Annotated in this window: 22 protein-coding genes; 8 read left to right on the plus strand and 14 right to left on the minus strand. The window is 47.2% G+C overall.

Annotation, left to right across the window (positions count from 1 at the left end; translation table 11 throughout):
* Positions 1 to 20 precede the first annotated feature (20 nt).
* Positions 21 to 794: an alpha/beta hydrolase family protein gene (locus tag NYE50_RS16255; RefSeq protein ID WP_159354504.1), complete on the minus strand. Its 774-nt coding sequence runs from the start codon at positions 792 to 794 to the stop codon at positions 21 to 23.
* 139 nt (positions 795 to 933) lie between these two features.
* Here NYE50_RS16255 and NYE50_RS16260 point away from each other — a divergent pair, with 139 nt between their 5' ends.
* From NYE50_RS16260 to NYE50_RS16270, 3 genes are read left to right on the plus strand one after another with little or no spacing between them, the layout of a single operon-like run.
* The gene (locus NYE50_RS16260; RefSeq protein WP_025649756.1) at positions 934 to 1,938 is read left to right on the plus strand and encodes an ABC transporter substrate-binding protein; all 1,005 of its coding nucleotides are present in this window, start codon (positions 934 to 936) and stop codon (positions 1,936 to 1,938) included.
* An 11-nt stretch (positions 1,939 to 1,949) separates the two neighbouring features.
* Positions 1,950 to 2,732: an ABC transporter ATP-binding protein gene (locus NYE50_RS16265; protein ID WP_159354506.1), complete on the plus strand. Its 783-nt coding sequence runs from the start codon at positions 1,950 to 1,952 to the stop codon at positions 2,730 to 2,732.
* Positions 2,707 to 3,519: an ABC transporter permease gene (locus NYE50_RS16270; protein WP_159354507.1), complete on the plus strand. Its 813-nt coding sequence runs from the start codon at positions 2,707 to 2,709 to the stop codon at positions 3,517 to 3,519. The genes NYE50_RS16265 and NYE50_RS16270 overlap by 26 nt, the downstream gene beginning before the upstream one ends.
* A gap of 35 nt (positions 3,520 to 3,554) precedes the next feature.
* Here the strand turns inward: NYE50_RS16270 and ytkD are convergent, their stop codons facing one another.
* The 3 genes from ytkD to NYE50_RS16285 form a co-directional block, all read right to left on the minus strand.
* Positions 3,555 to 4,034, minus strand: coding sequence for an RNA deprotection pyrophosphohydrolase (gene ytkD / locus NYE50_RS16275; protein WP_159354508.1), 480 nt, complete (start codon positions 4,032 to 4,034; stop codon positions 3,555 to 3,557).
* 132 nt (positions 4,035 to 4,166) lie between these two features.
* Positions 4,167 to 4,571, minus strand: coding sequence for a phage holin family protein (locus tag NYE50_RS16280; RefSeq protein ID WP_007408834.1), 405 nt, complete (start codon positions 4,569 to 4,571; stop codon positions 4,167 to 4,169).
* A gap of 152 nt (positions 4,572 to 4,723) precedes the next feature.
* Complete coding sequence (locus NYE50_RS16285) at positions 4,724 to 5,161, minus strand: Dps family protein (protein ID WP_007408835.1); 438 nt, start codon at positions 5,159 to 5,161, stop codon at positions 4,724 to 4,726.
* Positions 5,162 to 5,285: 124 nt separating this feature from the next.
* Between NYE50_RS16285 and ytzI the strand changes: the two genes are divergently transcribed.
* Positions 5,286 to 5,435 (plus strand): YtzI protein, encoded by a 150-nt coding sequence (ytzI, locus tag NYE50_RS16290; protein ID WP_014418700.1) that lies wholly within the window; start codon positions 5,286 to 5,288, stop codon positions 5,433 to 5,435.
* Here the strand turns inward: ytzI and NYE50_RS16295 are convergent.
* Both NYE50_RS16295 and NYE50_RS16300 read right to left on the minus strand, forming a co-directional pair.
* On the minus strand, positions 5,432 to 5,875 hold the full coding sequence (locus NYE50_RS16295; protein ID WP_014418701.1) for a FixH family protein: 444 nt from the start codon (positions 5,873 to 5,875) through the stop codon (positions 5,432 to 5,434). The genes ytzI and NYE50_RS16295 overlap by 4 nt on opposite strands.
* Positions 5,876 to 5,989: 114 nt before the next feature.
* Positions 5,990 to 6,463 carry an S-ribosylhomocysteine lyase gene (locus tag NYE50_RS16300; protein WP_003152237.1) on the minus strand — a complete coding sequence of 158 codons (474 nt, stop codon included), beginning with the start codon at positions 6,461 to 6,463 and terminating at the stop codon, positions 5,990 to 5,992.
* 124 nt (positions 6,464 to 6,587) lie between these two features.
* Between NYE50_RS16300 and yidD the strand changes: the two genes are divergently transcribed.
* Complete coding sequence (gene yidD / locus NYE50_RS16305; RefSeq protein ID WP_007408838.1) at positions 6,588 to 6,815, plus strand: membrane protein insertion efficiency factor YidD; 228 nt, start codon at positions 6,588 to 6,590, stop codon at positions 6,813 to 6,815.
* On the opposite strand, the gene NYE50_RS16310 is transcribed toward yidD, so the two are convergent.
* On the minus strand, positions 6,812 to 7,381 hold the full coding sequence (locus tag NYE50_RS16310; protein WP_003152233.1) for a beta-class carbonic anhydrase: 570 nt from the start codon (positions 7,379 to 7,381) through the stop codon (positions 6,812 to 6,814). The genes yidD and NYE50_RS16310 overlap by 4 nt on opposite strands.
* 118 nt (positions 7,382 to 7,499) lie before the next feature.
* Entirely contained in the window at positions 7,500 to 7,748 is a 249-nt protein-coding gene (locus NYE50_RS16315) for a type B 50S ribosomal protein L31 (RefSeq protein ID WP_003152229.1), read from the minus strand.
* A gap of 197 nt (positions 7,749 to 7,945) precedes the next feature.
* Between NYE50_RS16315 and NYE50_RS16320 the strand changes: the two genes are divergently transcribed.
* The 3 genes from NYE50_RS16320 to NYE50_RS16330 are packed head-to-tail and all read left to right on the plus strand — an operon-like array spanning position 7,946 to position 10,556.
* A complete protein-coding gene (locus NYE50_RS16320; RefSeq protein ID WP_015418060.1) occupies positions 7,946 to 9,277 on the plus strand; it encodes a cytochrome ubiquinol oxidase subunit I in 1,332 nt (443 codons plus the stop codon).
* A gap of 22 nt (positions 9,278 to 9,299) precedes the next feature.
* Complete coding sequence (locus NYE50_RS16325) at positions 9,300 to 10,340, plus strand: cytochrome d ubiquinol oxidase subunit II (protein WP_014418703.1); 1,041 nt, start codon at positions 9,300 to 9,302, stop codon at positions 10,338 to 10,340.
* Between the two features lie 57 nt (positions 10,341 to 10,397).
* Positions 10,398 to 10,556, plus strand: a complete 159-nt coding sequence (locus NYE50_RS16330) for a DUF1540 domain-containing protein (RefSeq protein WP_007408842.1) — start codon at positions 10,398 to 10,400, stop codon at positions 10,554 to 10,556.
* A gap of 15 nt (positions 10,557 to 10,571) precedes the next feature.
* Here the strand turns inward: NYE50_RS16330 and NYE50_RS16335 are convergent, their stop codons facing one another.
* The 6 genes from NYE50_RS16335 to NYE50_RS16360 form a co-directional block, all read right to left on the minus strand.
* The gene (locus NYE50_RS16335; protein ID WP_017418424.1) at positions 10,572 to 11,453 is read right to left on the minus strand and encodes a metal ABC transporter permease; all 882 of its coding nucleotides are present in this window, start codon (positions 11,451 to 11,453) and stop codon (positions 10,572 to 10,574) included.
* The gene (locus NYE50_RS16340) at positions 11,443 to 12,729 is read right to left on the minus strand and encodes a metal ABC transporter permease (RefSeq protein ID WP_159354510.1); all 1,287 of its coding nucleotides are present in this window, start codon (positions 12,727 to 12,729) and stop codon (positions 11,443 to 11,445) included. The genes NYE50_RS16335 and NYE50_RS16340 overlap by 11 nt, the downstream gene beginning before the upstream one ends.
* Positions 12,729 to 13,481 (minus strand): metal ABC transporter ATP-binding protein, encoded by a 753-nt coding sequence (locus NYE50_RS16345; protein ID WP_014418707.1) that lies wholly within the window; start codon positions 13,479 to 13,481, stop codon positions 12,729 to 12,731. Before NYE50_RS16345 ends, NYE50_RS16340 begins: the two co-directional genes overlap by 1 nt.
* A gap of 20 nt (positions 13,482 to 13,501) precedes the next feature.
* Entirely contained in the window at positions 13,502 to 14,419 is a 918-nt protein-coding gene (locus tag NYE50_RS16350; protein ID WP_029974111.1) for a metal ABC transporter solute-binding protein, Zn/Mn family, read from the minus strand.
* Between the two features lie 269 nt (positions 14,420 to 14,688).
* Positions 14,689 to 15,804 (minus strand): o-succinylbenzoate synthase, encoded by a 1,116-nt coding sequence (menC, locus tag NYE50_RS16355; protein ID WP_014418709.1) that lies wholly within the window; start codon positions 15,802 to 15,804, stop codon positions 14,689 to 14,691.
* Positions 15,801 to 17,264 (minus strand): o-succinylbenzoate--CoA ligase, encoded by a 1,464-nt coding sequence (locus tag NYE50_RS16360; protein WP_191389144.1) that lies wholly within the window; start codon positions 17,262 to 17,264, stop codon positions 15,801 to 15,803. The genes menC and NYE50_RS16360 overlap by 4 nt, the downstream gene beginning before the upstream one ends.
* Between the last annotated feature and the right edge of the window lie 7 nt (positions 17,265 to 17,271).

Below are 17,271 nucleotides of genomic sequence, written 5' to 3' on the forward strand. Positions count from 1 at the left end.
CATATCATAAATCAGGCATCTTACCGTGTCTTCATCCATTCCGCCAGCCGCCGGACAATGCGTCTGTTTTCCTGCGGCGGAAAATAATGCGTAAAACCGCTGTAATACCAGGTTTCCACCGGTTTCCCCGCCTCTTTCAGCTTGTCCTCGATCATCCGGGCGTGTTCGATCGAAACATTCTCATCATTCTCTCCATGGATGAGCAGCACAGGGGCCTGAATGCGGTCTGCGTTTTCAAACGGCGAACGCCATCTGTATTCATCCGGCACCTTTTTCGGCGTGCCGCCGATCACCCGCTTCATCATCCGCCGCATATCCTTCCGCTCTTCATAAGTAAGCACCATATCGCTCACACCGCCCCATGATACGAGCGAAGCCGCTTGATGCCCCATTTCAATCGCGGTCAAAAGCCCCATGATTCCGCCCCGGGAAAAACCGAAAATATGCACCCGCCCTTCCCTGACGTTCGGATGCTCCCGAAGCAGGCGAAAAGCGGAAAACGCGTCCTCTCTGTCCTCTCCCGCAAAATCTTCATTTCCCTCGCCGCCCTGGTTGCCTCTGTAATAAGGCGCAAACACGACAAAGCCTTGGGAAGCGAATTGAACGATTCTTCCGGGGCGTACCATGCCGACATTTTTTATGCCGCCGCGCAAATATAAAAAACCGTCATATGTTCCCGGCTCAGCAGGCTCGGCAAGGAGCCCCTTTACCTTCAGCCCTTCTGACTCATAGCATACCTCAAAGAGGCGGACATGCGGACTCGGAGACGGGAACCTTTTCTTTTCTGCCAGCAAAACAATGAGCCTCCTTATATCATCAGTTTTTTTATTCTTTCCCAACGTGAATATTGGCACTCACACATTTTTTATACCCATCATACGATATGTAAAGCAGAAAAGGTTATTTTAACGCTTAAAACAAGGAGGTTACACCGTGAACAAATGGCTCAAAACGGGCTGCGTTTTTGTCATATGCGCCTTTTTCCTGCTCATTCTTCCGGCCTGCAGACAGGAAGAAAGTCTGACGAAGGTAAAGGTGGCGGAAGTCACACACTCCATCTTCTATACGCCTCTGTATGTCGCTGAAGCAAAAGGTTTCTTTAAAAAAGAAGGGCTCCAAGTGTCACTTCAAACAACATGGGGCGGAGACAAAACGATGACATCGCTTTTGTCAAACGGGTCTGATATCGCGCTGGTCGGTTCTGAAACATCCATTTACGTGGAAGCGCAGGGAGCAAAAGATCCGGTCATCAACTTCGCGCAGCTGACACAGACGGACGGCACATTTCTCGTGTCACGGAAGGATGAGAAATCATTCAAATGGAGCGATTTAAAAGGAAAAACATTTCTCGGCCAGCGAAAAGGCGGCATGCCCCAAATGGCCGGTGAGTACGCCCTGAAAAAGAATCACATAGAACCGAAAAAAGACATTAACCTCGTTCAAAACATTGATTTCGCCAATATTTCCAACGCATTCGCATCCGGAACGGGTGATTATGTGCAGCTGTTTGAACCGACAGCATCCCAATTTGAAAAAGAAGGCATCGGCCATATCGTCGCATCCTTCGGAGAAGCTTCCGGCCAAGTGCCATACACAACCTTTATGGCAAAAGAAAGTTATTTGAAAAGCAATGAAAAGACGGCGGAAAAATTCACCCGCGCCATCTATCGCGCCCAGCAATGGGTGGAAAGCCATCCGGCCAAAGACATCGCAAAAACGATTCAGAAGGAATTTGCCGATACAGATCCGGCCATTATCGAAACATCAATAGAGCGCTATAAAAAACAAAAGTCATTCTCTGCAGACCCAGTTCTGCAAAAGGATGAATGGGAACAGCTTCAATCTATTATGGATGAAGCCGGAGAGCTCCCGAAACACATTCCGTACAGCAAACTCGTCAACACAAAAATCGCCAAAAAAGTCACCTCAGAACAATAGGAGGAACATGAATGTCTTTTTTACATGTCGATCATGTAACACATACTTATTTCTCGCTGAAAGAAAAGACAACCGCCGTGAAAGATATACATTTTCAGATTGAAAAAGGGGATTTCATCTCCTTTCTCGGGCCGAGCGGATGCGGAAAAACAACACTCCTGTCCATTCTGGCCGGCCTTATCACCCCTGCGCAAGGCCGGGTGCTGATTGAAGGAAGCGTGCCGAACCATAAAGAACACCAAATCGGTTATATGCTTCAGCAGGATTATTTATTTCCTTGGAAATCAATTGAGGAAAACGTGCTGCTCGGTTTACACATTTCAAAAACATTAACAGAAGAAAAAAGAGCTGAAGTTCTCAGCCTTCTGCCTAAGCTCGGATTAATCGGCGTTGAAAAGAAATATCCGAAAGAGCTCTCAGGCGGGATGCGGCAGCGGGCGGCACTTGCCAGAACTCTTGCGCCGGACCCGGGCCTGCTGCTCCTTGATGAACCGTTTTCCGCGCTGGACTTTCAAACGAAGCTTTCTTTGGAAAACCTTGTCTTCAGAACATTAAAGGATTTTCAAAAAACCGCCGTGCTCGTCACCCACGATATCGGTGAAGCCATCGCCATGAGCGATACGATCTATTTATTTTCGAATCAGCCGGGCACCATCCACCAAATATTCACCGTGCCTAAGGAGCTCGCGGCTTTAGATCCGTTTGACGCGCGTCAGGATCCGGCCTTTCAGCCGCTGTTTCAAACCATATGGAAGGAGCTGAATTCCCTTGAAAAACAGCAGCGGCACGAATGAACAGCTTCATCAGCAGTTTAAGAAAAGACACCAAAAAGAAAAGCTCCGGATCCGTGCGTATCAGGCCGCCATTTTCATCGTATTTTTTGCCGGATGGGAAATATCGAGCAGGGCGGGCTGGATCGATCCGTTAATCTTCAGCTCACCCTCCGCCGTTTGCAGGCTTTTAGTTGAAAAGATTGCGGACGGATCCCTTGCGGCGCACATCGGCGTAACCTTAGGAGAAACCGTTCTCGGCTTTTTGCTCGGCACGCTTCTCGGCACATGCCTCGCCGCTCTGTTATGGTGGTCAAACAGGCTCGCCCGGGTTTTAGACCCGTACCTCGTCATTTTAAACGCGATGCCGAAGGTCGCACTCGGACCGATTCTCATCGTGGCACTCGGACCGAATTTCACAAGCATTGTCGCCATGGGAGCAGTCATCAGTGTCATTATCACGACAATCGTCGTCTTTACGGCTTTTCAGGAAGTGGATGAAAACTATATTAAGGTGATGAAAACCTTCGGAGCGAAAAAAAGCATCATGTTTAAAGAAGTCATTCTGCCGGCGTGCGCCCCCGCGATTATTTCCGCGCTTAAAGTGAACGTCGGTTTATCCTGGGTCGGTGTCATCGTCGGCGAGTTTCTCGTTTCCGAAAAAGGTCTGGGCTACATGATCATTTACGGATTCCAGGTCTTCAATTTCACTCTTGTGTTCTTAAGCCTTCTGATCATCGCGATTTTTGCAACATTGATGTATCAGGGAGTCGAACTGTTAGAAAGAAAATGGACGAAAGGAAAAATATAAAAAAGACCCGTGCGTAAGCGCCGGGTCTTCGTTTTTTATGATTGAAATACGCCGTCCTCTTTCAGCTTTTTCAGACTGATCGGAAGCACCGAATCTTTCATAATGAAACTGAATCTTTTATTTCGGGGGAGATTCTCCGGCAGTTCGCTGAACAGCACCGGCCCCTTTGTTTCAAAATAGTCAGCCTGTTTTTCAAGCTTTTCAATATCGGCAAAATAAATATTCTTCACGATTACCTTTTCCCTGCCGAGAACTTTATACTGTCCGACGTACTTCAGATGTCTTACCGCGGCACCGGTTTCTTCTTTCACCTCGCGCAGGGCCGCTTCCTCCGCACATTCCATCGGCTCCACTTTTCCGCCCGGAAATTCAAACCCCCGGTCTTCATGCTCGGTCAAAAGCCACTTATCTCCATATCGGCATATGACCCATACGTGCTTCGGGCTGTCTGAAAAAGGCTGGTGTTCAAAGGAGAGCTGAACAGTGTTCTGATAATAGTCTTTAAACTCGTACATGTTTATCCCTCTAATCCGTTCCTTCATATCTTCCATACATCATACCACAGTTGCGTTTGTTCGGAAGCCCTTTATCAAAAATTCAGAGGAAAACCATCATACCCGCTAGTATAGCCTCCTTTGAAGCAAATGTTACGGTTTGCGCTTGAATTTATTTTTCAGGGTATCCAATAGGTCGACGAGCACCTGCGGAACCGGTATGCCCAGCGAGCTTGCCGTAATCACGATCTGAACCGATTCGTATAAGATATAAAACATGATAGCCAAATTACGGATGGCGCCTTCGGTATGAAGCAGCTGGTCAAAAAAATGGCAAACTGAGACTAATGCCAGGGTCACGATTTTTTTGACCAGCCGCGCAAAAAGCTTTCTTGCGCTCAGCTGCTGCAAAAGAGATTCTTTTAAGCTTGTACTGATAAACTCAATCGCCATGACCGATAGCAAAATCAGAAACGAATACTGAAAACCTCCGAAGAAAAACCCCGCTGCCGACACGATCACTGCAAAAAACGAAAAGATGCCAAAGTCTTTGCCCACTTGATCCAACATCCTTTCACAGAAACGGCCTTACATTATTCTATGAAAAGTGAATGGAACGGACTGGATTTTTCAGAAAAATGGACAACACCTCTCTTCGGCAGCCAAATAAAAGACCGAGTGCTTTATAGCCCCGGTCTTCCCTTGTTGATTTATCCTAAATACGCTTTCAGCATCCAGTTATGTTTCTCGATATTCTGGTGAATGGCAAGCAGCATATCACCGGTCGTTTCGTCTCCTACCTCATCTGCGAGGTCCATGCCGCTTTTCAGCTCTTCCGCAATGACAGTGAAATCATCATAAATGTTCTGTACCATTTGTTCTGCGCTCTCATTGCCTTCCGCTTCTTTTACAGACGCTGTCTTCAATGATTCCGTCATTGTGCCGATCGGCTTGCCGTTTAATGCCAGCAGACGTTCTGCCAGATCATCAATATATGTAGCCGTTTCGTTATACAGCTCCTCGAACTTTTCATGCAATGTGAAAAAGTCCTTCCCTTTGACGTACCAATGATAGTTATGTAATTTCACATACATGACCGTCCAGTTTGCAACTTGCTTATTGACTGCATCCAATAGTTTTTCTGACATGCCTATCTTCCTCCTTTGGTTTACTATTGATATACCCTATATATCGTGTGTTAAAACATAAATTTTTAGCCCTTGATTTTACGGATGGAAAATATGTTATGATTTGTTAAAAAGGAGGGATTTCATGCTGCTTCTTCTGAGCTTCGGCTTTCTTATCGTGCTCGCCGTGCTGCTTTTATCCATCTGGTCGACTGTAAGAGCTTATAATGTAAAACATACGATTGACCCGCCGGAGGACGCATCAAAAGGCTTAACGGATAAAAAAGATCCTTAATGATGATGCGTCTGTTCCTCATGGCCGGAGGAATCATCGGCAGCTTCAGCATCCCCGACACGCACTTTTACAGTCGGCATATTATGCTGCTGTTTTGCCGTTACGTGGGATTGAACGGTATAGACACCCTCTTCATCAAATTCAGTCCGCAGGTGATACGCCCCTTTTTCCTCCTTGGCCTTGCTTGTTTTGCTGCTGCCTTTTTTTCCTTCTTTCCATACTTCAAACATGACTTCATCCGCATCCGTGACACGCTTGCCGCCGTAAAAAACCTCCGCCTTGTATTCCGCTTTTTCATGCGGTGCTGCCGTTTCCGGTCCTGTAAGCTTGACCTCAAGCGCTTTAGGCTCCTCATCCGCGGAGGTTTTGTCCGAATTGCCCCCGCAGGAAGATAATAAAAATACCATACCGCACATACCTGCCAATACAGCCCGTTTCATCCCATCACTCCTTTATGTTTGCTTCTATTTTAGCAAACGCTTACACACAAGGTGTGACATTTTTTAGAAATATGTAAAAAAGCCTTTTTGCATGTCAGCAAAAAGGCCTGTTTTTTATCCGAACACTTTCAGCAAATCTTCTTTATCCTGTGACAGCCAGAAACGCATCAGGCGTTTCGCGCCTTCTAAATCATGAAGTTTCGCCTGGCCGCACTGTTTTTCGTTGGCCGCCGGAATCTCCGTAATATCGATGGCTTCTTTCAGCGTAGCGTCAAGCAGGTCTACAATTTCTTCCGCTGTCGGCTCGCCGCTGACAACAAGATAATAGCCTGTCTGGCAGCCCATCGGTGAGATATCTATGATGTCGAAGTGATCGTATTTCTCAGAATGTGTGCGAATCGTAAACGCAAGCAAGTGCTCAAGCGTATGAATCGTATCCGGCTTCATCGCCTGTTTGTTCGGCTGGCAGAAGCGAATGTCAAACTTATTCACGACGCCGTCTGTTCCGACTTTATGCACTCCGCAATGTCTTACATACGGAGCCACAACCGCATTATGGTCAAGCTCAAAACTTTCTACTGAAGGCATAATGGCACTCCCTTTTTTTCAGAATATGCATCCATTATAACACAGTTTTCCGATAAGAATTGTGGCGGAAGCTTTTCAATCTGAAATTTTTTTTCTATACTAGCATCAGAAAGGTGTTTTTTTGATGAAAACCATAATGATTGCGTTCATCCGCGGATACCAGAAGTTCATCTCTCCGCTGACACCCCCGTCATGCCGCTTTTATCCGACGTGTTCACAGTACGGAATCGAAGCCGTCAAGACTCACGGCGCATTAAAAGGCGGATGGCTGACACTGAAGCGGATTTTAAAGTGCCACCCTTTTCATCCGGGCGGTGTTGATCCCGTACCGGACAAAAAACAAAAACATTAGTCCATATGCTGGTAGCCGTCGATCACCAGATCAAGTTTACCAGTTTCAGGATCAATCACCAGACCGTGCACCGGCACATTGTCAGGGAATAGCGGATGGTGTTTAATGACGTTTACGCTGTCTGTAACACTCGCTTCTACTGAATCAAAGCTTTTCAGCCATTGATCAAGATCAACTCCTGAGTGCTTCAGCATGTCAATCCGCTCTTTCGGAATACCGCGGTCGATAATTTTATCAAGCATATCCTCGCTGTTGATTTTGCTCATGCCGCAATCATGGTGGCCGATAACGCAGACTTCATCGGCGTTTAATTCGTATACGGCCACTAAAAGGCTGCGCATGATACTTCCGAACGGGTGGGCGACAAGCGCGCCGGCACTTTTAATAATTTTCACATCGCCGTTTCGCATGTTCATCGCATGCGGAAGCAATTCTACAAGACGCGTGTCCATACAGGACAAAATCGCCATCTTTTTATCCGGGAATTTAGATGTTTGGTATTTTTCATAATCTTTGTTTTTAGTGAACTGCTCATTAAATTGCATGATATCGTTTAGAAGACTCATCTTGGTGTTTCCTTTCTGCTTTTTTATTCACAATATAACATAAGACGGGTCAATTCGTCACTCCCCGCACGAGATGACAAAGTGCTCAATAAATAAGACAAACCCCATTGGGCTTGTCTTATTTCCCCATATTGTATTTTTTGTTGAACTGTTCGACTCTCCCGCCTTTTTCGTTGAATTTTTGGCGGCCTGTATAAAACGGATGCGTATCTGAGCTGACTTCTACTTTAATCAGCGGGTATGTTTTTCCGTCTTCCCACTCTGCCGTTTCCTCTGACGTTTTCGTTGAATGGCTTAAAAAGCGGTAGCCGCTGTTCACATCTTGAAAAATCACTTGATGGTTATCCGGATGAATATCTTTTTTCATGCTGATCTCCCTTTCACAAATCATAATAATTACGTTTTATTTTAAACCTTAAATAACCGCTTGTCAATCATATATGCCCTGATCCCTTGGTTTCTAAACCCTGCACATATATGGAATCAGAAGAATAATCTAATCGCTTCAGCAAATAATATAACCACATTACATAAAACGGTAATTTAGAAAGGCGGTTTATGATCGTGGATGATTTAGTGTTAGCCAGAAGCCTGTTCGGGACAACCATGGGCTTTCATATTATTTTTGCGACGCTTGGTGTCGGCTTGCCTCTGATGATTTTAATGGCTGAATTGATTTATCAGAAAACAAAAGATCCGCATTATGCCATTATGGCGAAAAGGTGGACGAAGGCGCAGGCTGTTCTGCTCGGCGTGGCGATACCGACCGGAACGATCGCGGGTACACAGCTTGCCCTTTTGTGGCCCGGATTCATGGAAGTCATCGGCAGGGTGATGTCACTCCCGTTTCAGATTGAAATTTATGCTTTCTTTATCGAAGCGCTGTTTATGTCCATTTATGTCTACGCCGCTGACCGGCTGACTCCGGCGATGCGCATCATTGCCGTTATTTTCGTTTTGATCGGCGCCGCGGCATCCGCCGTCTTAATCACAAATGTTCACGCATTTGAAGGAACGCCGGCCGGCTTTAAAATTTTAAACGGCAAAATCACTGACGTCGAACCGTGGGCAGCGTTTTTTAATCCAAGCTTTTTCACCACCGCGGGCCATGTCGTACTGACGGCTTTCATGACCGGTGCATTTATCGTTGCGTCAGTTGCGGCTTATAAAATGCTGAGAACGAGAAAACAGGAGCAGGTATACCGCTTTCACCGAAAAGCGCTGCTGCTCGCCTTAACGATCGGCGGAATCTTTTCCATTCTTGCCTCTTTAAACGGTCACGAGTCAGCCCAGCTTCTTTACGAATACCAGCCTGAGAAGCTTGCGGGCGCAGAAGGGCTGTTTGAAACTAGATCACACGCTCCGCTTGCGATCGGGGGTTTTACTGACGCAAAAGAAGAAAAAGTAAAATGGGCGATAGAAGTACCGTGGGCTTTAAGCTTTTTGGCTGCAAACAGCTTTGATACCGTCGTCAAAGGATTGAACGCGTTTCCGAAAGACGAGTGGCCGCCTTTATTCATCCATACACTTTTTAACGGAATGGTCGGCATCGGGATGCTGCTCATTTTGTACTCAATCATCGGCATCGTCTGGAGAAAAATTTTAAAGAAAGACAGCTTTCCGACTTGGCTTTTGATTTTATTTTTAACCGCAGGACCGCTCAGTCTGATCGGAATTGAATTCGGGTGGATATTCGCTTGTACGGGGCGGCAGCCATGGGTGATTTACCATCTCCTGAAAACGTCTGATGTCGTCACGACAACCGGTTCAATCGGTTTGCTGTTCATCCTGTTTACGGTCGTTTACGCCATTTTGGCAGCCGCAGTCATTTATGTGCTGCTTTATTATTTCCGCAAACATCCCGTTGAGGAGGATGTAAAAGCGGCGGAATCCTAACAATAGAAAGGGCTGAATTGAAATGGACATTACCATGGATGCTCTCATTGCGATATCAATCGTATGGGGCTTCGTGTTTATCTACGCGGTCATGGCAACGATGGACTTCGGAGCAGGCTTTTGGTCGATGATTTATTTAAATAGAGAACAAACAAAGGCGACAAACATCGCCAACCGTTATTTGTCCCCGACATGGGAAGTGACCAACGTCTTTATCGTCGCGATCGTTGTCGCCCTATTCAGCTTCTTTCCAGGGGCAACCTTCGTGCTGGGAACCGTTTTATTGATCCCGGGGAGTATTATTTTGCTGCTTTTGGCCATCCGCAGCGGCTTTCTCGTCTTCTCCAATACTGCGAAGGAAAGAAAAATCATGAGATATATCTCCGGAATTTCGGGCTTCATTATTCCCGCTGTGCTGATTTTGGTCCTTCCGGTCACACACGGAGGATTTATTGAGAAGACGGGCGGCGTGTATCACCTGAATTTGGCAAATGTCTTTACAAGCCTTAATGCGTATGCGTTTATCGGCTTTGCCATTTTAAGCACTTTATTTTTATCTTCACTGCTTCTGGCCGATTTTTCAAATGTTGCGGAAGAGGAGCATGCGTACCGCATCTACAGACGGAGCTCTTTACTAACAGGGCCGCTGTCGCTTCTTTTCGCCTTCTTCATTATGCTGACATTACGCTCTGAAGCCGGCTGGCTGTATACGGGGATGATGAAAGACAAGACATGGCTCATTCTGTCTGTCATTACATTTATCATTGCCGGCGTGGCTCTGTTTTTGCCGAATAAGCGCTTCGGCCGCAACCTCGGCAAACCGAGAATCGCCATGATCGCCATTGCGCTTCAATACTTTCTGGCAAGCTATGCATACGGACGGGCGCATCTTCCTTATATGATTTATCCGGATATTACGGTCATGTCAGGATTTACGGAGCCGGCCACCTTCAGGGCGCTGTTTATGACGTATATCGTCGCTTTCATTATTTTGTTTCCCGGGTTTTATTTCTTCTGGAAGCTCTTTATGAAAGACAGACGTTATATCCGCCAGGAGGAATAACAAAAATCAGGGCGGCTCATACTAATGGCGTACCTTTTATCTTGGAGGGGAGCCAGCATGGACCAAAAAATTCTGTGTGAAGTCAATAACTGTTCATATTGGGGCAGAGGAAACAAATGCACGGCCGACGCGATTTATGTGGTCAGCCATACAGGCGAAACCGCTGAAAAAAGTGAAGAAACGGATTGCAAAACCTTTAAACCGCATGATTTATAAAAGAAAAGAGCTGTTTTATACAGCTCTTTTTAATTTCCGCGCCGCAAGCCTTTTTGAAATCAGCCCTTGAGCCGGAGAAAACAGAAAGGCCAGCAGAAAAAACACGCCGGTCATCGCAGCCATCGCACCTGAAATTGACACGTTGAGCCATGTGGCGGCGCCATATCCCAATACGGCTGACAGCCCGCCGATACCCGCGCTGATGAAAAGCATGGAAGAAAGGCGGTTTGTCAGTAAATAGGCGGCTGCAGGCGGTACAATCAGCATCGCAACGACTAAAACCGCTCCCACTGAATCAAAAGAAGCAACCGTCGTAAGCGACAGCATACCCATCTGCACATAATGAATGACCAGGACAGGAATGCCGATGGCTATCGCCATTTCCGGGTCAAATGCGGCGATTTTAAATTCTTTATAGCAGCAGACAATCAGCAGCACATTGATGATAAGCACAGATAAAATCATCCAAAACGCTTTAGGGCCGATATCGAAGCCGAACAGCTGAGCTGTATTCCACGGAACGAAAGCAATTTCTCCCATAAGCGAATGTTCTATATCAAGATGTACATGTTTGCCGTATACAGACAGCAGAATGACGCCGATCGCAAACAAGGACGTAAAAACGACACCGATAGCCGCGTCAGACTGCACGCCTTTACTGTGCAGAAACTGTACGAAAAAAGCCGTCAGCAGCCCGGATGCCGCAGCTCCGATAAACATTGGAATTCCGTTAAGGGCTCCCGTCACAAGGAAAGCGCCGACAATTCCGAGCAGCACCGTGTGGCTGATCGCGTCAGCAAGCATCGCCATGTTTCTCAGCACAAGAAAAGTGCCGATTAACGCGCAGCTCACGCCGACTAAGATTCCCGTTGCGATAATCCACGCTTCATAACTCATTGTAAGCGCCTCCTTTCTCCTTTTGAAGTGATTCATTCGGCATTCGCCCGTGCAATCGTAAAAGCTGCAAAAGCTTTTCTTTCAGTTCTTTCGGCAGAAGATCCGGATGAAATTCGTCCCTGGCGGCCGTTTCTATACCGGCCAGTTCCGTTTCATGCATGAGGTAAACTTCATACATGCGCTGTGATAAGACAATTTCGTATCCCTTCGTCAGCCCTGCCTCCGTCATCCGCCATTGTTCGGCTCCGCTGCGCTTGAGGTATCCCTTTTTCTCCAGTTTCCTGATAGGGCGCTCCCATTCTTTTTTCAACATCTGCCCGGTGACTGAGGTTTCATTCGTTTGTTCACTCATCTCGTAAATAGCTGAGAGCGTTTGCTCAAAAGCGGTCTTTTTTCTCAGCCGGAAAAGTTTAACCGTCTTTGACACCAGTCCGCGATCCGGAGCGAATAATAGAGAAAACAGAAAAACGGAAGCCGCGCTTAAAATAATTAACGGCCCGGTCGCCATACCGTCCGTCGTCGTACTTAAAAGCGTTCCCGCCACACCGGATAACCCGCCGATTAATCCGGACAGCACGATCATGACCGTTAAACGCTCCGTCCAATACCTTGCGGCGATCGCCGGCGTAATAAGCATGGCCGCCATTAAGATGACACCGACCGTCTGCAGCCCGATCACAACCGCACAAACAATTAAAAAAACCAGCAGTCCGTTCAGAAACCTGACAGGCAGTCCCGCCCCTTTCGCAAATGCCATATCAAATGTGATCAATTTGAATTCCTTAAAAAAGACGGCGCACAATAAAAGCAGAACGGCAGAAATGACTCCGATGATGACAATGTCCTGTTTAACGAGTGACGCCGCCTGACCGAATAAAAAAGAATCAAGCCCGCTCTGGCTTCCGGAACCGAGTCTTTGAATATAGGTCAGAAGAATAATGCCGATCCCGAAAAACACGGACAATACGATGCCGATCGCAGAATCCTCCTTCGTTTTTGAATGCTCCGTGATGTTCTGGATGCACCAAGTTCCAGCAAGCCCCGCGGCAGCCGCTCCGATCAAGAAGAACAGCATCGTCTTTTCTCCGGCAATGAGAAACGCAAGACATACTCCGGGCAAAGCCGAATGAGCCATGGCGTCGCCGATCAGACTCTGCCTCCTGAGAAGCACAAAGCTTCCCAGCACGCCGCTTGCCATGCCGAGAAGCAAAGTTCCCGCCAACACCCATTGGGTATTCGGTTCCTGAAGCTGAAGCCATATATGATGCAGCGTCATCAGCCCGTTCCCCCTTCGGCCAGGAGGTGATCTTTCAAAAATGCAAGCCTTCCTCCGTACGTTTTTTGTAAATTTTCGATTGTAAACACGTGTTCAGTCGGTCCGAAAGCAATCTTTCTCATGTTCAGCAGCAGCATCCAATCGAAATACTCCTTTGCCGTCTGCAGGTCATGATGGACGACGAGCACGGTTTTTCCTTTTTGTTTTAATTCCGTCAACAGCGTGATAATCGCCCGCTCCGTAGCGGCGTCAACTCCCACAAACGGTTCATCCATAAAGTATATATCCGCATCCTGACATAAAGCCCGGGCCAGAAAAACCCGCTGCTGCTGGCCTCCCGAAAGCTGGCTGATCTGCCTTTTGGCATAATCAAGCATACCGACCTTATCCAAACAGGCTTCAGCAAAATCAATATCACGTTTTTTCGGACGCCTGCACCAGCCGATATGCCCATATCTTCCCATTAAAACGACATCCAGAGCGCTTGTCGGAAAATCCCAATCCACAGAACCGCGCTGCGGAACATAGCCGATCCTCTTCCGCTCCTTTTCTGATGATTTCCCATAAATAGAGACCGTTCCGGAGGCGCTTGGCGTTAATCCTAAAACAGCTTTTATCAACGTTGATTTTCCGGCTCCGTTCGGCCCGATAATCCCGATCAGTTTTCCTTCCGGCACCTGCATGGTGACGTTCTGCAGGACCGGTTTTTTGTGATAGGCTACCGTCACATTTTCAATGCTGACAGGATACACGTCATTCTCTCCCTTCCTGTTTATTTTAATGAGCTGACAATCGTATCTATGTTATGGGCGAACATACCGGCGTACGTGCCCTCTTTTGTCCCCTTTTCGCCCATGGCATCTGAATACAGCCAGCCGCCGACCGAAACATCATGACCTTTTTCTTTGGCGCCCTCAACAACCGCGTTTATTGACTTTTTCGATACGCTGCTTTCCGTAAACACAGCTTTAATTTCCTTATCCGCAAGCAGACTGACAAGCTTTTGAACATCTTTCAGTCCGTAATCAGAGTCCGTGCTCAGCCCTTGAAGTCCTCTGACCTCAAATCCGTATTCCTTGCCAAAATACGCAAAGGCATCATGTGCTGTAACTAGTACACGGCTTTTTTCGGGAATTGTCCCGATCTTTTCTCTCGATTTTTTATCTAAAGATTTCAAATTCTCTTTATACTCTTGGGCGTTTTTTGTAAAGTCGTCTGCATATTCCGGTTTTGCTTTTTTTAATTGCGCTTCAATTTCGTCAACGGCATACAGCCATAACGGAATGCTGAACCATACATGCGGATCATACATATTCTCACCCGCTGGAATCAATTTCTCCTTCGGTATTGATTCAGCCACTGCTGCAGACGGTTTTTGCCGGCTGATTTTCGTTAACATATGCTCCATTTTCCCTTCTAAGTGAAGTCCGCTGTATAAAACAACATCCGCCTCCGTTAATTTTTTCGTATCTCCTTGTGATGCTTTATAAAGATGCGGGTCGACTCCAGGCCCCATCAGTGACGTCACTTCAACATGGTCTCCGCCGATATGTTCAGCGGCGTCAGCCACCTGAGAAGTGGTAGCCGTAATCGTAAGCTTTCCTTTTTGTCCGCCTGAAGATTCAGAGCTGCATGAAGACAATGCAAAACAAATCATCAGCACAGACGCCATTACACTGCTTCTTTTCATATCCGTCCCCTTTCCTTTGTCCCGTTCTCTTTTAAATGTGATGTTGATGTCAGTCTTATGACAATTCTTTATATTTAAGAACAAATGATTGATACAGGACAAAAAGTTTCCTTTGTGCAAAAATATCGCACGCACTCACATTTGTCAAGTGTCCGCTCATTAAAAAAACCGGCTGATACAGCCGGTTCAAACGGGGGAAGGGGTGATGATGAACAGTTTCAATATAACAGCAGCTTACAGGCAGCTCAACACGCTGAAATGTCTTTTTATCAGTTGTTTGTCGTAAAAACGTCCATTTGGGTGACGTATTTTCTCATTATTTCCTGATTGACTTCGACACCCAGTCCGGGACCGTCCGGAACAGAGATGAATCCCTCTTCGATATGGATGTCGGGAGTGACAATATCCTCCTCCCAGTATCGGTCTGATGAGGAAATATCACCCGGTATCGTAAATTGCGGCAGCGAAGCAAGCGCGACTGTCTGCGCTCTCGAAATGCCGGTTTCAAACATTCCGCCGCACCAAACCGGCATGTGATGCTCTCTGCATAAGTCATGTATTTTTAAAGCCTCTGTCAGGCCTCCTACACGGGCCGGTTTTATGTTAATGATTTTACAGCTCCCAAGCTCAATCGCCCGCCTTGCGTCATCATATGAGCATATGCTTTCATCAAGGCATACCGCGGTTCTCAAGTGTTTCTGCAGGTGGCGGTGATCGACAATATCATCTGCCTGAAGCGGCTGTTCTATCATCATGAGCTGGAATTCATCCAACTCTTTCAGCCTGCTGATGTCTTTCAGTTCATATGCCGAGTTGGCATCCGCCATCAGCGGTACGTTCGGAAAACGGCTGCGGATGGCTCTGACCAGATCAACGTCATGGCCGGGCTGAATTTTTATTTTTATACGTTGATAACCTTCTTTTACGTATTGCTCAATTTCCCGAAGCATCTCATCAGCCGAAGCCAGACCCACCGCCACGCCGGCGGGCACTTTATCTCTTTTGCCCCCTAAGGCTTCTGCGAGTGATATCTCTTTTTTCTTGGCATATAGATCCCACACGGCTGATTCAAGCCCCGCTTTTGCCATGCGGTTTCCTTTGAAACGCGCGAGACTGTCAGGCACCTCTGACGGATGGAAAAACTCGCGGCCTACGACATTCGGGATGAAAAAATCTCTCAGCATATGTGCGCATGTCTGAATCGTTTCTTCTGTATACCACGGAGAAGAAAACGCCGATACCTCCCCCCAGCCGGTTCTCCCGGTTTCATCGATCGCTTCCACGATCAAAAATTTACGGTCCTGCAGCGTTTCAATACTTGTTTTAAACGGTTTTTTCAGCCTCATACTTACATGATAAAGGGTGATTTTTTCAATCTTAATCATGACAATTCTCCTTTACGAAGCTCATTCAGCCGATGTCTCATCAGTTTATTGGACGCGTTCCGCGGGAGCTCGTCAACCTCGAAAAAAGCAGCCGGTATTTTATATTTTGCAAGCCGCTCACGGCAAAAGACGGTCAGCTCCTCAGAACTGACAGAAGAAGTCAGCACGAGAAAAGCATGCGGCACTTTCCCCCACTTCGGATCTTCGGCTCCCGAAACACCGGCCTCCGCTACAGCCGGATGGGCAAGCAGCGCCGCTTCCACTTCTGCCGGGTAGATGTTCTCTCCGCCTGAAATAATGAGGTCCGACCGCCTGTCCAGCACGTATAAAAACCCTTCATCATCCAAATAGCCAAGATCGCCCGTTTTAAACCATCCATTATGAAAAGCGGCCTGGTTTGCGTCGTCACGATGGTAATACCCTTTCATTACATTCGGGCCTTTCACCGTAATTTCACCGTGTTCAAACGGCGCACAAGGGTTTCCGTCTTTTTCAATTCTAATTTCGCATGAAAACAGCGGTTTACCGGCCGAGCCGAGCTTGTCCATGCTGAATTCCGGAGAAAGCGTGACAATCTGCGAGCAGGTTTCAGTCAAGCCGTAAGATTGGAATACCGGAAATTGTTTCCTGCGGCATTCTTCAAGGAGCGGCAGCGGTGCCGGCCCCCCGCCAAGCAGAATGCAGCGCAGTGATTCAGGACATTGTTCAGTTTCCGCAAGCAGGCCCGAAAGCATGGTCTGCACCGCTGAAATGATCGTGACCTGATGGGAACTGATGCTGTCCAGCACATCAGTGACAGAAAATTTTTGATGAAGCACGACAGGCATGCCGTAAATGACCGACTTAAACAGCGCAGACAGACCGCTGATATGAAACAGCGGCAGCGCAATAAGCCAGCGGTCCCGCTCCGTGACCCCCAGATTCAGCGCAGACGATACAGCGCTGGAATAATGATTACCGAAAGTCTGCTGCACCCCCTTCGGCCTTCCCGTTGTTCCTGACGTATACATAAGAGTCGCCGTATCATCAAGCGTTACATAAGCTTCAGGTTCAATGTCACCCGCCTCTTCAGCCTGCAGCTCGTCCACATCTAAGGCGGCAACCGTAGATTCATATTCTTTGCGGCAAAAGCCGTCCTCCGTCAATAAAAGCTTTGCCTGTGAATCTTCGAGCTGAAACAACCGTTCCTGTTTTGAGAGTTTCGTATTCAACAGCACAGCTTCCGCCCCTAATAAGAAGCATGCATGAACGGCATAAACCATTTCCGGTCTGTTAGAAAGCAAAATCGCGGCCCGGTCTCCTTTTTTAAGCGAGCAGTATTTGGACAGCCGCGCGGCCATTTGTTTAGAAGCATGATATAATTCTCTGAATGTCATCTGTTTGTTTTCAAATATGAGAGCGATTCTCTCTGGTGTCAGCTGAGCCCTTTGAATGAGCCAATTCGGCTGTTCTGTCAGCATGTTATCA

Source organism: Bacillus sp. EU55, assembly GCF_038005925.1.
Classification (GTDB): domain Bacteria; phylum Bacillota; class Bacilli; order Bacillales; family Bacillaceae; genus Bacillus; species Bacillus velezensis.

Bases quoted from the DNA above. Each gene is read 5' to 3' on its own strand.
- NYE50_RS16265 (WP_159354506.1), top strand. From the start codon at position 1,950: ATGTCTTTTTTACATGTCGATCATGTAACACATACTTATTTCTCGCTG.
- ytkD (WP_159354508.1), bottom strand. From the start codon at position 4,034: ATGTACGAGTTTAAAGACTATTATCAGAACACTGTTCAGCTCTCCTTT.
- NYE50_RS16285 (WP_007408835.1), bottom strand. From the start codon at position 5,161: ATGTCAGAAAAACTATTGGATGCAGTCAATAAGCAAGTTGCAAACTGG.
- ytzI (WP_014418700.1), top strand. From the start codon at position 5,286: ATGCTGCTTCTTCTGAGCTTCGGCTTTCTTATCGTGCTCGCCGTGCTG.
- NYE50_RS16295 (WP_014418701.1), bottom strand. From the start codon at position 5,875: ATGAAACGGGCTGTATTGGCAGGTATGTGCGGTATGGTATTTTTATTA.
- NYE50_RS16300 (WP_003152237.1), bottom strand. From the start codon at position 6,463: ATGCCTTCAGTAGAAAGTTTTGAGCTTGACCATAATGCGGTTGTGGCT.
- yidD (WP_007408838.1), top strand. From the start codon at position 6,588: ATGAAAACCATAATGATTGCGTTCATCCGCGGATACCAGAAGTTCATC.
- NYE50_RS16310 (WP_003152233.1), bottom strand. From the start codon at position 7,381: ATGAGTCTTCTAAACGATATCATGCAATTTAATGAGCAGTTCACTAAA.
- NYE50_RS16315 (WP_003152229.1), bottom strand. From the start codon at position 7,748: ATGAAAAAAGATATTCATCCGGATAACCATCAAGTGATTTTTCAAGAT.
- NYE50_RS16325 (WP_014418703.1), top strand. From the start codon at position 9,300: ATGGACATTACCATGGATGCTCTCATTGCGATATCAATCGTATGGGGC.
- NYE50_RS16330 (WP_007408842.1), top strand. From the start codon at position 10,398: ATGGACCAAAAAATTCTGTGTGAAGTCAATAACTGTTCATATTGGGGC.
- NYE50_RS16335 (WP_017418424.1), bottom strand. From the start codon at position 11,453: ATGAGTTATGAAGCGTGGATTATCGCAACGGGAATCTTAGTCGGCGTG.
- NYE50_RS16340 (WP_159354510.1), bottom strand. From the start codon at position 12,729: ATGACGCTGCATCATATATGGCTTCAGCTTCAGGAACCGAATACCCAA.
- NYE50_RS16350 (WP_029974111.1), bottom strand. From the start codon at position 14,419: ATGAAAAGAAGCAGTGTAATGGCGTCTGTGCTGATGATTTGTTTTGCA.
- menC (WP_014418709.1), bottom strand. From the start codon at position 15,804: ATGATTAAGATTGAAAAAATCACCCTTTATCATGTAAGTATGAGGCTG.
- NYE50_RS16360 (WP_191389144.1), bottom strand. From the start codon at position 17,264: ATGCTGACAGAACAGCCGAATTGGCTCATTCAAAGGGCTCAGCTGACA.